The sequence below is a fragment of the Cellulophaga sp. 20_2_10 genome (assembly GCF_023476645.1).
Lineage (GTDB): Bacteria > Bacteroidota > Bacteroidia > Flavobacteriales > Flavobacteriaceae > Cellulophaga.
On record NZ_JAMCOJ010000003.1, the window covers coordinates 429550 to 446124 of the forward strand.

At 31.0% G+C, this 16575-nt stretch carries 15 protein-coding genes and 2 tRNA genes; 1 reads left to right on the forward strand and 16 read right to left on the reverse strand.

Features of this window, described 5'->3' with window-relative positions; all coding sequences use genetic code 11:
- Window positions 1-33 precede the first annotated feature (33 nt).
- The 15 genes from M4I21_RS08175 to mutS all read right to left on the reverse strand — a co-directional run bounded on the left by M4I21_RS08175 (window position 34) and on the right by mutS (window position 14513).
- Window positions 34-507 carry a SecDF P1 head subdomain-containing protein gene (locus M4I21_RS08175; protein ID WP_249558623.1) on the reverse strand — a complete coding sequence of 158 codons (474 nt, stop codon included), beginning with the start codon at window positions 505-507 and terminating at the stop codon, window positions 34-36.
- Between the two features lie 99 nt (window positions 508-606).
- Window positions 607-1254, reverse strand: coding sequence for a suppressor of fused domain protein (locus tag M4I21_RS08180; RefSeq protein ID WP_249558624.1), 648 nt, complete (start codon window positions 1252-1254; stop codon window positions 607-609).
- A 39-nt stretch (window positions 1255-1293) separates the two neighbouring features.
- Complete coding sequence (locus M4I21_RS08185; RefSeq protein WP_249558625.1) at window positions 1294-1752, reverse strand: hypothetical protein; 459 nt, start codon at window positions 1750-1752, stop codon at window positions 1294-1296.
- Between the two features lie 367 nt (window positions 1753-2119).
- Complete coding sequence (locus tag M4I21_RS08190; RefSeq protein WP_249558626.1) at window positions 2120-6502, reverse strand: PDDEXK-like endonuclease domain-containing protein; 4383 nt, start codon at window positions 6500-6502, stop codon at window positions 2120-2122.
- Window positions 6503-6672: 170 nt separating this feature from the next.
- Window positions 6673-7362: a hypothetical protein gene (locus M4I21_RS08195; protein WP_249558627.1), complete on the reverse strand. Its 690-nt coding sequence runs from the start codon at window positions 7360-7362 to the stop codon at window positions 6673-6675.
- Between the two features lie 10 nt (window positions 7363-7372).
- On the reverse strand, window positions 7373-7750 hold the full coding sequence (locus M4I21_RS08200) for a DUF5071 domain-containing protein (RefSeq protein WP_249558628.1): 378 nt from the start codon (window positions 7748-7750) through the stop codon (window positions 7373-7375).
- Window positions 7751-7752: 2 nt separating this feature from the next.
- Window positions 7753-8481, reverse strand: coding sequence for a hypothetical protein (locus M4I21_RS08205; protein ID WP_249558629.1), 729 nt, complete (start codon window positions 8479-8481; stop codon window positions 7753-7755).
- 16 nt (window positions 8482-8497) lie between these two features.
- A complete protein-coding gene (locus M4I21_RS08210) occupies window positions 8498-8896 on the reverse strand; it encodes a hypothetical protein (RefSeq protein WP_249558630.1) in 399 nt (132 codons plus the stop codon).
- A gap of 10 nt (window positions 8897-8906) precedes the next feature.
- Complete coding sequence (locus M4I21_RS08215; protein ID WP_249558631.1) at window positions 8907-9608, reverse strand: hypothetical protein; 702 nt, start codon at window positions 9606-9608, stop codon at window positions 8907-8909.
- 367 nt (window positions 9609-9975) lie between these two features.
- Window positions 9976-10161, reverse strand: a complete 186-nt coding sequence (locus M4I21_RS08220) for a hypothetical protein (RefSeq protein ID WP_249558632.1) — start codon at window positions 10159-10161, stop codon at window positions 9976-9978.
- Window positions 10162-10172: 11 nt separating this feature from the next.
- Window positions 10173-10913, reverse strand: a complete 741-nt coding sequence (locus tag M4I21_RS08225) for a YoaK family protein (protein ID WP_072303411.1) — start codon at window positions 10911-10913, stop codon at window positions 10173-10175.
- An 86-nt stretch (window positions 10914-10999) separates the two neighbouring features.
- Complete coding sequence (locus M4I21_RS08230; RefSeq protein ID WP_249558633.1) at window positions 11000-11359, reverse strand: hypothetical protein; 360 nt, start codon at window positions 11357-11359, stop codon at window positions 11000-11002.
- Window positions 11360-11586: 227 nt separating this feature from the next.
- Window positions 11587-11670, reverse strand: a tRNA-Leu gene (locus tag M4I21_RS08235).
- A 45-nt stretch (window positions 11671-11715) separates the two neighbouring features.
- Window positions 11716-11787 (reverse strand) — tRNA-Gly (locus M4I21_RS08240).
- Between the two features lie 149 nt (window positions 11788-11936).
- A complete protein-coding gene (gene mutS, locus M4I21_RS08245) occupies window positions 11937-14513 on the reverse strand; it encodes a DNA mismatch repair protein MutS (RefSeq protein ID WP_249558739.1) in 2577 nt (858 codons plus the stop codon).
- Window positions 14514-14671: 158 nt separating this feature from the next.
- Between mutS and M4I21_RS08250 the strand changes: the two genes are divergently transcribed.
- Entirely contained in the window at window positions 14672-15205 is a 534-nt protein-coding gene (locus M4I21_RS08250; RefSeq protein ID WP_249558634.1) for an RNA methyltransferase, read from the forward strand.
- A gap of 166 nt (window positions 15206-15371) precedes the next feature.
- On the opposite strand, the gene folK is transcribed toward M4I21_RS08250, so the two are convergent.
- The gene (gene folK, locus M4I21_RS08255; protein WP_249558635.1) at window positions 15372-16517 is read right to left on the reverse strand and encodes a 2-amino-4-hydroxy-6-hydroxymethyldihydropteridine diphosphokinase; all 1146 of its coding nucleotides are present in this window, start codon (window positions 16515-16517) and stop codon (window positions 15372-15374) included.
- Between the last annotated feature and the right edge of the window lie 58 nt (window positions 16518-16575).

A 16575-nucleotide genomic window follows, 5' to 3' on the forward strand; every position in this document is an offset into this window, starting at 1 on the left:
AAGCTATAGAATTAGAGTGATCTACTTAAATCGTTATTTGTGCTCTTTACTAATGTTGTCCGCTATAGTATTGGCTTCTTCTAAAGAAAAACCGCCGGTTATCTCTAGCTTACCATGCTCAATAGGACTATTTACAATAGGAGCAATAATAATTTTACCATCTACGACTATGGCTAATGGTTTTTTAAGATTCTTATAAGTTAACTCTTTAAAAGCAATTGTGTTTGCCTTGTTAAAGACCATATGTATAACGTAGCCGTGACCAGTTTCAGATACGCCAACTTTTAGTTTTTTTAGATTTGTTAATAGTATAGCGGGCTCTTTTTTTAGCTGAAGTGTTTTTTTAAACTCTGTATAATTTTGTTGCTTCTCTACGTAGTTTACCACTTCGTAAATACCATTAATTCTATCTCGTTTTTCTGTAGCGGTAATTTCATTGTCTTGTGCATGGCAATTGGTATAGCCAACAAGGATAAAAAGGAATAGTAAAGCCTTACGAATTTGCATCTATTTTAAAATTTAGGTAAGCGCGGTTGTGATTTATTTTAGATCGGCAACAACTACTGGTTAAGGCTAAAATAGACAAATATTTTTTATGAAGTATTTTTACTTACGCTCTAAATCTGTAATTAGCAATGGGTTGCTTTCTTTTAATTTATCTAAAAGGTCTTTTGTTTTATTGGTACTAGGGTTTTCTTTAAGTTCGTGGTACTCTTTAGTGGTTAAACCTACCATTTGTAAAAACTGAACCTCGCCGTGTGGCGTGTCTATTACACCAAGTTCTTTGTCTATAACAAAAGCTAGGGCTGTAATAACTGTATCGTATGCTGTTCTAATTGGCCCGTTTGCCGGTATTAAGTGGTATTCCTCAAACCATTTTTCTTTGTTAAAAACGTACTTTCCTAAATTCTGAATTAAATTGCACGCCCAGTTACTATTATCTTCATCACTGTGTTTTTTAAGTCTAAACGTAAGTTCAAAACCTAGTTTACTGTATTCCTCGCCTACAGATTCCTCATTGTAATAGAGCTCAGAAAACCCATAAGAAATGTAGTGAAAATGAGTTTCTTGCGCGTTACTAATGTAGACACTAATACCATCTATTGGTTCTGTACCTCCTAAGGCAAAAGGTAGCTGCGGAGCATAATGTTGCGGATTCTGCTCTGGATATATTTTTTCTACTACGGTGTCTATGCAATCCCAGCCAACCGAATCTTCTTCTGTGTATTTCTTTTTGTATTCTTTTAGTGTCATCGTTTTTATTTCTGATGTAGGTACTAAAGATACTAGATTCTACGCCATTTCTTTTAAAACTTGTTCGGGAGTTTTTTCTTTGTTAATCATAGTCATTAAACCCGTATCTGAATAGTATAGTATTGGGCCAATTATTTTTTCGAGCTCAAAAAGTACTTTAGTTATTGTTTCCCCATTGCTCTTGTAAAAACTCAATATTTCTGTTATTGGTTCGGTCTTAGATTTAATTTTGTCGGCACTTATAATAGTGTAAGAGCCGTTATCTTCTTCTATGGTGCAACACCAACCATCTTCTTCATTAAAATTTATATTAAGTTCTAAAACGATGTCTAAGTCGGCCGCAATAATGGAATTTTTAAGATCCTGAACTGTTGGGTACCTGCAGTCTATTTCTTTGGAGCAATCTATATCTAAATCAGAAATAAAAGACTCCAGAGGTCCATTTCTTTTTTCATCGCATAATTTTTTTAGTGGTATGCCGTACATCTTATATCCCATAGTTTGTTTGGTTTTAACTTTTGATTAGAATACTGTAATAGATTTGAATTATTTTTTAAGAACTTAAATATTTAACTCTCTGCTTTTATAGATTGAAAATTTTCAATCTTAATTCGGTTAAAATTTAGTTGTTCTATTTTTTAAAAATGTATTGATCCGTTGGTTAGACGTTACAATTACTTCACAATGTATAAACTATTAAAATCACTTTATTACGGAAATCTGTAATTGGTAGGTTTTTATGTATAGTTGGTTCGCTAAAAAGTGTAGTTTGCTTTTTTTTCAAGGGTATTGTATATCTAAATAGTCTATCTCTAACGCAATTGTCCAGTGCTTTTTGGTCTGTTTATTTTTAAGTATTTCTTTTTTAATTCATAATCTCTAATATTCTAACATATTTATCTAAGTCACCTATTTTAACAGTATCTCCAACAGATTTCCCTTTCAGTGCAATACCAAGTGGAGTTTTAATATTTATTTTCTGTATCCCATTTGTTTTTTCCAGTTTAGATACTAGTTGGTCTACTAAATGGACTTTTAAATCTTTATCAATATTCAAATATTTTACTTTTACTTTACTATTAACAGTAATGGTTTCTTTAAATAATGTTGTTTGAACATCTTCTTTTTCACTAACAGCTTCAATGGTTTCTTTTAAATCCTTTTTAAGGTTTGGAGATACTTTAGAAAGCTCATTTTTAATAATGGTAATATTATCTGTAAATGCTAGACCTGTTTTTGATTTATCTTCAAAAATTGATGGACTACTGTTTTCGATACTTCTTATAAATTCGACTAATTTTTTTGTTTCCTTTTGTGGGTTTCTCCACCAATTTGTACTCCATATTCTATGAAATACAAAACCGTGTCCTTCAAGAATCTTTTGTCTGTGACTATCGTGTAAATATGCTTCTTGACTAGAATGATAAGAGGCTCCATCACATTCTATTGCGATTTTAGGAAGTCCAATATGTTTAGTATCGTAAACCATATCAATTCTAAATCCTGCAAATTGAAGTTGAAGAATTATATTTTTTTCGTCAAAATGTTCGGTTAGAGCTTCATAAACTTCCTCCTCAAAAGGTGATTCGAGGTCTTCATTTAAGTTGTCGATTGTAGTACTTTTTGTAGAATTTTCTGCAAGTGTATTTAAAACAGAAATTCTTGCTTCATTGTCTTGTTCACTAACAGCTTTTGAGTATGCTAAATAGGCATATAAAGCTCCTCTTCTGTTATTTGAACCTTCATTGATTAAATGCTCTTTATAATTTAAAAATACATCTTCTGGAATGGAAGAACATACATATACTTTATATTTTGCTCTTGTAACAATAACATTTAAAAGTTTGTATCCTTTTTGATGATTTATTGAGCCAAATCTTTGGGCAAATTTCCCTTCTTTATTAATTCCATAAGTGGTTGATAGAATAATTACATCTCTTTCGTCTCCTTGAATATTTTCTAAATTTTTGACAAAAAAACCGTTTTCTTCGAGTTCAACTATTTTGTTATTAAAATCTCTATATTTTTCAAATTTTCTTCTTTCATTAATCTTACCTAAAACTAAGTTTCTTTGATTGATGTTGAAAGTTGCCACTCCAACTGTTGGATATTCTCCGTTTGGAAGTCTTGAAATATTGTTATCAATAATGGACAGAATTGTCTCAGCTTCTTCGTCATTGGAAGTGTCAGAATATGTGCCATTTACGGGAACATATTTTATTGGAATGTAATCAAAACTGTTTGGAAGTGGTTTTAACCTTTGATTATAAAAGGCATAATTTGAATAATCAATTAGATAAGGATGTCTTGAACGATAATGAAAGTCTAAATGTTTTTTCTCAAAACCTAATTCGGATGCAAAATCAAGAAGTGATTCACAATCTGAAAGTGAATTACTTATGTCGTTTTTAATTTTATCTATTTCATCTTCAAATTCATCTTCATCATCAATCAAACCGTCAAATACTTTGCTGAAATAATTTGAAGGTGGCATTTGGTGTTCGTCTCCTGCAATGATAATTTGTTTCCCTTTTAAAAGTGCAGGTAAATTATCTTCTAATTTTAATTGACTTGCTTCATCAAACATAACAATATCAAAATATTGATTTTTGCCTTTAAAGAGATTACTTGCTACGTCTGGTGTTGTAAGAATTATTGGAAAAAAAGTTGTGAATAAATCCATATCCAACTTTACTATTTCTCGTAAGGATAATCGTTTATGTCTTTTACCTGCTCGTTTGTTGTATAGATTTTCGACAGCTAAATTTAGATTCTTATTGTCAAAATCTCTGGTTGCATCTATTTGTTTTGAGAACCAATATTCTCTAATATATTTAATCTGTTCTTTTTCAAGTTCAGACAAAGATTTTCCTAATTCAATATGGTCGTTATCATTTGTTGGTAAATCTGTATTCGCAGAATTTACAAGCATAGAATTAAGATAGAATATTAAAAATATTTTTCTCCAATTTGTTTTTTCCTTTAATTGGTCAATGATTAGTTTATTATCTGCTGATAATGAATTGTAAAATTGAAACCACTTAAACTCAATTGAAAAAAGGTCATTTTCATTTGCTAAAAATTGTTCTTTTGAATCTAATAAAGTCTGAATTTGAGAACTTAACACGTTGTGAGAATCTCCATTCACTTTTTTGTTAGTCCAATTTTGTTCTTCTATTTTAGTTTTTAAATTACTGAAGTTTGATTTTATTGTTTGTAGTAGTTCTGTGTCAAATTCTTTTTCAGTTGATTCAAGTAAGTTTAAGAATTTGTACTCATTTTCTATTTTTGACTGAAACTCTTTGTCAATTCTCTCCGTAATTAACTTGTGATTTTTGAGAATACCTTGATTTTCTTTAATTGATTTAGAAAAATTAATACTTTCAAAGTCTTTGCTATGATTAGTTTTTAGTGAATAATCTTCAAAAAGTGTATATGTTGTTTTTTGCTCATTAAGTGTAGTTTTCTTTTCTTTTGAGAAGATAGAAATAGTTTTAAATAAAAAACCATTTGTTTTTTCTTCATCAAAAAAATCGTTGTTTGCTTCGTGTTTTGTTAGGATGTTTTGAATAGAATTTTCAATATCACTAATTGAAGTTTTTTGCAAATTAAATTGCTCATTTCTAATTTTATAATATTCTACTTCATAGCTTGAAATATCATCTAATATTATTTTCAACTCTTTTTTATAAATTGAAAAGTCTTCTTCAATTTGTTGTTCTACAATAAATGGATTGTCTCCAACTAATTTTGCAGAGTTGATAAAAGAAAGGTTTATATGAGGTTTAAACTCTTCATATAAATTTTGCCCTTTTCTAATTAGTTCTAATAATTGATTTAGTTCAGATGATTCATAACTGAATGTGTCTTTTGCTAAATCAAGATTGTATTCTTCTGAATTGTCTTTTAATTCTGACAATAGTGATCCGACAATGTGAGTCCAATTTTTATTACCGACTAAATTTGCACCTAATTTTTTGTGTTTCTTGTTTATTGAATCAATTAAGTTTTTTGACTTTTCAATTATGTTGTCTAAAGTTTCTTTGGAATGTGTATATCTATATCTGCGATATGAGGAATTATCAATTCTATCTCTTACCGAATCAACTGCGACTCTTCTGTCTTTAACAATATCTTTTAAAAGTACACATTGATAATTAAGACCCTTTTCATTTAGGGCGTTGTGCAATACTTCCAAAGCTGTCCGTTTTTCACAGACAACAATTGTCTTTTTTTGATTCTCTAGAGCATTTACTAAAATAGCTGTAAGCGATTGACTTTTTCCTGTTCCTGGTGGTCCTTGAATTAAAATGTTTCGAGAAGCTTTTAAAGAATGTAAAATTCCTTGTTGTGATGGGTCAGTTTCGACTGATGATATTGGTTGAAACGTATGTTCTTCCATATCCTCAAGGTCAATTGTAGCACCTTTTAATTCTAGTAAATTCGAATAATCGTGTATAATATTTTGCTTCTGAACCTCAAAAATTGAAAAAAGTCCGCCAAAATCTATAAATGAATTATTAGATGTTAATGGTAGCTTTTCGTAATATTTCTTTTCTGGAATAGATTTTACTTTATTTAGTTTTTTCTCAAATGTTTCACGAAGGTCATCTGGAATTGAGCTATTTATGGATTCAATGATATTTACACAAATATCTAAAAGTTCACTTTTATCAATTAAACCATCATCTAAAAACTCACTAGAAATTTGATTGATTTCAATTTTGGAATCATTTTGTAAATGATTTATTAGAACCTCATTGATATAAATTGGGTCGTCTTCTGTTCGTAGTATTTCCCAAGTATTAAATTCTTTTGTTCTTCTTATTCTTAATGACCAAATTAAAATTGGTGCAACAGTTAATTTATTGTCTGATTGGTCACGTCTTACAAGTATTGGAAAACCAAAACCAAATGTATTTATTCCTTTTTCTGATTCTATTGCATCTGTTTGATTGATAAGATTTTCAAAAGATTTTGTGATTTTCACCAATTGTGTTTGGTCATCTTCAAAAAGTGAATTCAAATCGGGAACATTATCTTTCCAACTAATTTTAAATTTTAAAGGTAATTCGGTTAATAATGCATTAATAAAATTTGTAGGAAGATTTTCGTCAATGTGAGATAATCGTGTTAGATCAAACTTGTACCTTGAACGAGCTGGAATTGCATTTAAATGTACTCCTCTTCGGCTACCAACTTTTAGTCGGTTTTGTAATTCAATTAATAACTTTTCGGTTATCTCCATATTGCTAATATTTTAAATTATAACTTCTTAGTCATCCCCACAATGTATAAACTATTAAAATCACTTTATTACGGAAATCTGTAATTGGTAGGTTTTTATGTATAGTTGGTTCGCTAAAAAGTGTAGTTTGCTTTTTTAGTGTAACCTAAGATGCTTAAAAAGCTGTTTTTCTATTCTTTTTTTAACTGATATTCTCCCCATGGGTATTTCATTTTTAGGGTGTTTTTATCGAGGGCAAAACTATATCTAGCAAAATTTGTAATTGCATACCTAGATAGGCTGTCTATAATTACTTGTCCTGTATTTTGGGGTATGTTTATCTCTAGGTAATTGTCTTTGTGTTTGGTATTTGGAATATACATTTCTATTTTTACAACACCCATATTCCTAGGTATTTCTAGTATGCCGCTATAATTGTAATCTACCTCTATTTTATTATTGTTTGCGTCGTAAAAAAAGAGTTGTCTCCCTGCTGTAAATTCTTGTTCTCCAGAATCATAAAAATAGTCACCTTCTTTAAAGAAAGTTTTTTCATTGGCTCTATTAAAAAACACTGTTAGAATTCCTTTTTTTAAGGATTCTTTTTTAAAGCTAACTTTGGGTTTTATTAGGTTAGATGGGTGTAAGTATATGCTATCTCCTTTTTGGGTGTAGTTGCCATACGAAAGTGTAATAGTCTCGTAGCAAACTTGGTCGTTTGTAAATTTATAACTAAAACTTTGGTCTGTATTTAATGTTAGTTGTACGTCTTGCGAAAAACCGTCACTAGTACTACCGCTATAATAATGGTAGGTATTATGTTGTGCTTGCGATTGTATGGCAACTATGTAAATAATAAAGAGAATCAGTTTTGTTTTCATACTATAGTTTTTACGTGCCTTTAATTATTTCTAGGGCTAAGTCCTGTATTTCTTCTGCAACCTCTTCTGGTGTTGGCTGTGTGGCAATACGTTTAAATTCTGCTAGTAGTTTTGGAGCAATTGGTGTTGTTGCATTTGCACCAAAAACTAAAAGAAGCCAGTATTTCCAGACTTCGTCGTTACCCTTTAAAATCACAATAATATCATCTGCAATATATTCTGCTATAGATTGTAAATACAGAGCAAGTGGACCAGCAACGGGCCAGTTTAAATCTTGCAGCCAAGTAAGTAATTCTGGTACTATTGGTTTAATATCTTGATAGCTGTAATTTTTTAAAAGAGCTATAGCCTCTAAGTCTCCTTTATGTTTGGGTAATGGCGGTTGCACTATTAATTTTCTTTTTTAAACCCTTTGTTGGTCAGCTTCCATTGGGCTAGTGTTTGTTCTCTTTTGTAAAAACCTCTTTCTTCATCTTCTGGGTAACTAAAATAAGACAATATTTTTTTTTCTGCGTCGTACTTTATTTTTATGTCTTGCCCGCGGTTTGCTTCTGTAAAAATATAATCTTTGCCAATAAAGGCAGTATTGCTTTTTTGTAATACGCCATCTACTATTTTGTACACTGTTGCTGTACTGTGATGTTTACCGCCACAACAAGTTCCCCAGCCCAATATTAAGTAGTGGGGTTGGTTGTTAATTTCTATGCTGTGCAAGCCAGTAATAAAAATATCTATTCCGCCAGTATTTGGATCTTTTAAGTTGGTGTATTTAATAGTGTTATTCTCTGTTTTGTATTGTGCATATACTACAGAAGAATGGCAACAGCCAGAGTCTCTCTCGCCCCAAGTATATGTTTTTACCACACTGTCTAAGCTGTATTGTATGCTTATGTGTTTGGATAAACTATCATAAGGGTTTGTAAAGCTAGTGGAGTCTTTTAAGTGTTCTAAAAATCGTTCTTTTACAAAAGGAAACATACTGTTTGCCATTTGAAAATCTACTTCTTGGTAGGCTTTAAATGTAGTGGTTAGCAGTACATCAGAATAATTGTATTCTTCTTGGGCTAACGTACTATTGCATATTACAAATGCAAAAAATAATATTTTAAGTTTTTTCATTGCTTTAGTTTTATTATTAGCTCGCTTTTCTAACAATTATATTTTTCCACTTTAAGGCAAACATAACAGTTATGCCAATTAGACCAAGACTAAAAACATAATAACCAATACCTATTGCCTTGTGCATACAGAACGATGTTAAAAACAAGAAAAATAGAATACGTAATACGTGCCATATTGATGAGCTAATCATATCAGATGTTTTTATAACTTCAATGTTGAAATCATTTTTGCCTAGAATTTTTATTGGAAAAGCATTGCTTTTTTTATCGCCGTATTTGGCATAAATGGTTTTAGAACTCTCTGTTAATTCTACTTCTATTTTATCTGTAAGTATCCCTAGTTCCTTATTATCTAAAAAAAGAGTAATGGGCTGGTTAACTTTTGACTTTAGATTAATGTAAATAGTTTTCATGCATATATTTTTAGGTGTAATCCCTATAAGAGATTTCTAATTTTTTAATTTGTTTAATTATATTTTCTTCTCTTTTAAGACTTATAAAATCTATAGGTATCTTAAAGTCTTTATGGTACACAGTATGTATAATTATTAATGTAGTTCTGTTTCTTCCGCCTCCTATAATTTCTTTAGAGGCATAGGTTATATCTTCTATTGATACTACAGTTTTTATAAACGGATTTATTAATTTTTTAATTATAATGTAATTTTTAGAACTTTCTATATACCCCATATTAAAAGTGAAAAGAAGCATAAACAAAAACGTACCTATACTAAATAAAAAATAACCAGGATCTAAATAGTTAGTGGTACATAGGTCTATTAAGAATATAAAAGTAGCTAGTACTGCAGTTGCCATTAGTATTCTAATACCGAAAATATAAAATGGTATGGGTGTGGTTTTGTTGGTAATATTAATTCTGCTGTTCTCTAATGACTTACTTTCTTGTACTTGTTTTTTACCAAGTTTATTGTCTAGGAACAAACGTATTTTCCAAAAATTGGAGTAGTATGTTTCTTTTAAATATAATTTTTTGTTGTTTTTTAAGTGTATGGTTAGTCCTTTTTCATGAATAGTAAAGAACATAAATTTAGAAGGTACATTACTGTAAAGGTCTACACTAAGTACATCATTGTAGTTGTACGTTTTAAATAGGCCTACTCTCATATTTTTAGAATTAGCTCTAAAAAAAACTAGGCTCTTTGCTATTATATAAAACCCGTATAATACAAAAGCGATAAAGGCTATTAAAAATAGTATTAGCTCTTCTTTAGTCACTAAAAGGATGTAAAGAAAAAATAATACAGCAACAAAAAAAAATAACAAGAATACATACAGAAAATTGAATCTGCTTGTTACGGTTGTATTTTTTGAATTATTGCGCATCTTACTTTAATTATAAGCACAAATTATAAAATACAATAAAGATTGTAAAGCTTCAATGTTTATTTGTAGCAGTTAGGTTTATTATCGTACTAAAATAGTAACTAGTGGAAGATAAATTTGAAATCGTTAAATGCGTACATAGGATGTATTATTTTTTTACTTCTTTTCTATAAGCATTTAGTATAAGAACAGCCATAAATAGCCATATGAGTCTATACAGCCAAATATTTACATCTTTTCCAAAAAAGAACACTGTTTCTGTATCTCTAAAAAAACTGTATGCAACATTTGCTAAGGCAAGTGTACCTCCAATAATTAAAATTGTCTTTCTCATAATAGCTACTTTTATTTATTTTTTCTTTGATTGTATTTCCTTTTTGTCTTTATCACTTTGTATCTAAAATCATCATAAAATAGACTTACTAATAAGAGTACAGCGGCAACAATTAAGGTGTTTAGTTTTAAATCTATTTTAGAGTAGAGTAGACCTCCGACTAATCCGCCAGTAAAAAAGAATAGTATAATATAAATTCTAAGTTTAATAGTCGATTTTAGTTTGTCTCTTTGAGTGTGGACTTTTGGAAAAAATAGTTGAGAAATTTCAATTCCTAAATCGGTAAAAAGCCCTGTTAAGTGTGTTGTTCTAACCACGGCATTAGAAATTTTGGTAACATAAGAATTCTGTAAGCCCATTGATAAAAGTAGTAAGCAGGCAATTAAATCTGGATACTTTATAGAAGTAAAATTGCCAAGCATGGCAATAGCTATTAAAATTACCGATTCTAATACCGTGGGTAATACAAAAACATTTAGCTTTTTGTTTTCTCTGTACTTTTCAATTAAAAAACTAGATAAAAAAGAGCCTAGTAGAAAAGAGAATATATAGAGAAAATAGATGGTTCCTTTCCAAAATTTGAAATTAGTGACATCGTACATAAATAATGCAAAATGCCCTGTAACATTGGTCGTTAATTGCTTAAAAGATAAAAATCCTGTAACATTTACTATGCCGGCAACAAAAGATAATACCGTAGCAATTTGTAAATTATGTTTTAACGTTCTGTTTTTTCCTTGATGTCTAAACATATACTCTTTGTTTAACCTTAGGTAATCTTAGAAATGAGTTTTTCTGTTTAATATATTAAGATCTAGTACTATTCATTATACTTCCTTTATAGTTCGCTAGCAGCACCTATAAAGATAACGCCTATAAAAACCATAACATAAAAAGCGATCCATATTAGGGAGATTACTACGCCAGCAATGGCAAGTCCACGAGGACGTTTAAAAAGACCTATTATCGAGAAAATTAGGCCTAAAATCCATATTAAATGTCCAATTATAGGAACGCAGTACAATATGTAAGCAATTATAGATATTATAAAACCGGCAATACCCATACTATTACTACCGTTATTATTATTATTATTATTATTATTATTCTGATTTATAATAATTGGCCGTGCCTGTAATGGTTGCTCTTGGTTGTGTTGTTCGTTTTGTTCTTGGTTCTGTGGTACTAATTCACTCATAAAATGCGTTATTTAACTTAAAGTAAACAAGGTTTTCTTAAGTGTATAGTTGTTTGAGTTTAGGGGTAATTTGCTTTTAAAAACAAAGTAACTAAAATAGTACGTATAAATAGTATCTGTATGTAAAAAATAAAAATCTAGAGGGCAAAGCAATTAGAAGAGAAGGAAATACGAAAGTTGTTAAAAAGCAAAAACCCTTGAAAATCGTTAGATTAACAAGGGTTTTGTACTCGAGATGGGACTTGAACCCATACGGACTAATGTCCATTGGATTTTAAGTCCAACGTGTCTACCAATTCCACCACTCGAGCAAATTAACTGTTATTACTAACAGGCAATTGGTATAATTTTTTCTGAGCGAAAAAAGGGATTCGAACCCTCGACCTCCACCTTGGCAAGGTGATGCTCTACCCCTGAGCTACTTTCGCAATTTTAATGAACGTTACATCTTTGTTAGATGCGGGTGCAAATTTAAGACAATTTTCTAAATCACAAAGCCATTTTCAAAAAAAATATTAATATTTTTTTTATGTTTTATTTTACGTGTTTCAATTGTCGTAAAATGAGCAGTTTACGACTACTCTTTTTTTTGTGCTGAGAGCAATCTTTTTATTTCATTAAGTTTCATAAGAGCTTCTATAGGAGTTAGCGTGTTTATGTCTAGATCTATTATCTCTTCTTTTAGCTCTAACAACAAAGGGTCATCCATATTAAAAAAGCTTAATTGCATTTCGTTTTGGGCATCTGTTAGTTTTGTGGTAAGCTCTTCGCTAGAGTGAGACTTCTCTAGTTTTTTAAGTATTTTGTTTGCTTTAGAGATTACTTGTTGTGGCATACCAGCCATTTTTGCAACGTGTATACCAAAACTATGTTCACTACCACCAGGCGTAAGTTTACGTAAAAACAAAACATTATCTTTTAGTTCTTTTACAGATACATTAAAGTTTTTTATGCGACTAAAAGTTGCTGTCATTTCATTTAACTCGTGGTAATGCGTGGCAAATAATGTTTTTGCTTGTGTTGGGTGTTGGTGTAGGTATTCTGATATTGCCCACGCAATAGAAATACCATCATACGTACTAGTACCACGCCCAATTTCATCTAACAATACCAAACTACGGTCTGATAGATTATTTAGTATAGATGCTGTTTCGTTCATCTCTACCATAAATGTAGATTCTCCCATCGAAATATTGTCACTTGCACCAACTCTGGTAAATATTTTATCTACGTAACCAATTTTAGCTGCTTCTGCAGGTACAAAACTTCCCATTTGTGCTAAGAGTACAATTAAAGCTGTTTGGCGTAATATGGCAGATTTACCACTCATATTAGGCCCTGTAATCATTATAATCTGTTGTTCTTCTCTATTTAGGGAGACGTCATTAGCAATATATGCTTCACCAACGGGTAATTGTTTTTCAATAACTGGGTGTCTACCGTTTACAATTTCTAGATCGGTAGAATTGTCTATCACAGGAGCGGTGTAATTATTTTCTGTTGCTAATTGGGTAAATCCGCAAAGGCAATCTAGTTGCGCTATTAACTGTGCATTGTGTTGTACAGGAGCAATATATTCTTGCATCCAAACTACAAGCTTTGTAAACAACTGTAGCTCTAATGTTTGTATGCGTTCTTCTGCACCTAATATCTTACTTTCGTATTCTTTTAATTCTTCAGTAATGTAACGTTCTGCATTTACTAAGGTTTGTTTACGTATCCACTCTTCTGGAACTTTGTCTTTGTGCGTATTACGTACTTCTATATAATATCCAAAAACATTATTACTTGCTATTTTTAAGGAAGAAATCCCAGTGCGCTCGGTTTCCCTTTCTAGCATTTTGTTTAGGTAATCTTTGCCAGAAAAAGCCAAGCCTCGTAGCTCGTCTAATTCTGTAGAGTATCCTTTTGCAATAGTTTCCCCTTTAAGCATATTTACAGGTGCATCATCGCTAATCATTTCTTTAATTTTTGCGCGTAGCATATCACAACCGTGCAATTGGTCTCCTATAAGTTTTACAGCTTCGTTTTTGCTAGTACTAGTTAATTGTTTAACTGGTAGTATCGCTTCTAAAGAATTTTTTAGTTGTACTACTTCTTTGGGTGATATTTTTGCAGTAGCAACCTTAGAGATTAATCGCTCTAAATCTCCCATTTGTTTTATAGACTGTTGCAATTTATGTAGCGTAGTCTCATTTTTTTGTAAATAAGATATGACTTGGTGCCTTCTTGTAATTTTATCTACATTTTTTAGCGGTAATGCCAACCAACGTTTTAGCATGCGACCACCCATTGGGGATATAGTTTTATCTATAACATCTAAAAGTGTAACAGCATTTGGGTTATAAGAGTGGTACAATTCTAGATTTTTAATGGTAAACCTATCCATCCAAATATATTCCTCTTCGGCAATGCGTTGTAATGTGTTTATGTGTTGTAGTTTGTGGTGTTGCGTTTCAGATAAATAATGTAAAACGGCGCCAGATGCCATAATACCTTGTTCTAAGTGCGCAACGCCAAAACCTTTTAAAGTAGCAGTGTTAAAATGTTTGGTTAAGGTTTCTTGTGCATAGTCTTCTTGGAAAATCCAACCTTCTGTGAAAAAAGTATGGAATTGAGTTCCAAAAATCTTTACGAAATCTTTTTTGTGGTTTTTAGAAACTAAAACCTCATTAGGTGCAAAGTTTTGTAATAGTTTATCAATTTGTTCCTCAGTTCCTTCAGAAGTTAAAAACTCTCCGGTAGAAATATCTAAAAACGATACGCCAATTTTTTTACGTCCAAAGTGTACAGCACATAAAAAGTTGTTTGTTTTTGCAGATAAAATATCATCATTAAAAGCAACACCTGGAGTTACTAATTCTGTAACGCCCCTTTTTACAATAGTCTTTGTTTGCTTAGGATCTTCTAATTGGTCGCAAATAGCAACACGTTGTCCTGCTTTTACCAATTTTGGTAAATAAGTGTTTATAGAATGGTGAGGAAAACCTGCTAATTCTATTTTTTCGCCGCCATTGTTTCTATGTGTGCAAATAATACCAAGAATTTTTGATGCTTTAATAGCATCTTCTCCAAAGGTTTCGTAAAAATCTCCAACCCTAAAAAGTAACATAGCATCTGGGTACTTTGTCTTAATAGCGTTGTATTGCTGCATTAAAGGCGTTACCTTTTTCTCCTTAGGTTTACTTGTTTTTGACAAATTGAAAAAATCTAGTTGTTAGCTTAAAAAATGTAAACGAATTTAAGTTTTTCTCATTGGTTACAAAACCTTTGTTGATATTTGTGGATAAGTTTACCCAGATACAAATAAGAATGCGAAAATTAAAGAACGACGAGTTACAAAGATTAAATATAGAAGAGTTTAAGGGGGCAAAAAAAACACCTATTGTTATTGTTTTAGATAATATTAGAAGTTTAAATAATATTGGTTCTGTTTTTAGAACTTCTGATGCTTTTTTAATTGAAAAAATATACTTGTGTGGTATTACTGCGCAACCACCACATAAAGACATACAAAAAACTGCTTTGGGAGCTACAGATAGTGTTGCTTGGCAATATGTAGAAGAAACGTTGCCGTTGGTGCAACAATTACAACAAGATGGTTATATGGCTTTAGCTGTAGAGCAAGCAGAAAATGCTACTTTTTTAAACGATTTTAAAGTGCAGACAAGTGAAAAGTACGCACTAATTTTTGGAAACGAAGTAAAAGGTGTTGCCCAAGATGTTGTTACGGCTAGTGATGTAGTTTTAGAAATTCCGCAATATGGCACCAAACATTCTTTAAATATATCTGTAAGTGCAGGTGTTGTAGTTTGGGATTTATGGTCAAAACTAAACCAGAAATAAGATAGTAATCTTCAATTTTAGATATAAAAAAAGGCCCAACACTGTTGGGCCAATTATATAGTTTGAGTTAGTTAGTTCCTCTTATAAGAGATATGCAATTAAGGCAAACGTTTTCAATCTTGCAAATAAAATGTGAAATAATTGTTAATTTAATACTTGCGTTTTTCTATAAATTTCTAGAAATATAACCTTGTATTTGATGTATAATGTACTTGTAGTCAGCTTCATTAGCTACAAAGTCAAGATCACTAACGTCTATGATAAAGGTGTTTTGTTGCGGGTAACTTTTTATGAAATCTAAATAACCTTTGTTAATTTTCTCTAGATAATCTGTCTGAATATCCTGTTCATAGTCACGTCCGCGTTTTTTTATGTTGGCTAATAAGCGATCTGTGTTCTGGTATAAGTAAACAAAAACATCTGGTTTTTTAACTTCTTTATACATTAAATCGAACAGCTTACGATACAACTTAAATTCGTCTTGCTGTAAAGTTACTTTTGCAAATATGAGCGATTTAAAAATATCATAATCACTTACCATAAAAGATTTAAATAAATCTAACTGGGAGGTATCATCTGAGTATTGTTGGTAACGATCTGCTAAAAAAGACATTTCTAAAGAGAAAGCATATCTAACCTGGTCTTCGTAAAACTTTGGTAAAAACGGGTTGTCTGCAAAACGCTCTACAACTAATTTGGCATTGTAATCTTCAGATATTCTATTAGCTAATGTAGTTTTACCTGCACCAATGTTACCTTCTATGGCTAAGAATTGTGCTTTAGAGAGTAATTCTTCTATGCTGGCATAGAGTTTTCTTTCTGTGCGCTCTACTTTGCCCTTGTCTTTACATTCCTGAAACAAGTTTCTAGAATCTTTATTAAGTATTGGATGGTAAAACTGAGGGCCAACATCTGCTAAAGGGCGCAATACAAAACTTCTAAACTGTAAGTTTGGGTGTGGCAACACTAAAGTGTCTGTGTTAATTACCTCTTTGCCAAAGTAAATAATATCTATATCTATTGTTCTGGCTTGGTAGCCTTCTTCATTTGTACGTAGTCTTCCTAATTCTGTTTCAATCTTTAAAATAATATCTAAAAGCTCAAAAGCGGTTTTGCTTGTGTTTATAGCAACACAGGCGTTTAAAAAGTCTTCAGATTCAAAACCCCAAGATTCGCTTTTGTATACTTTAGAGATACCGGCAATACTGCCAGCTTTTTCATTTAATTGAAAAATGGCATCTTGTAAATTTGTAATCTTATCTCCTAAATTACTGCCTATGGATAGGTATGCAGTTGTAAAGTTCTTCTTCATTTAAAACAAAGTAAATAAAATAGTTTTTAAGGCGCTATCTTAAAATTAAATATCTTTT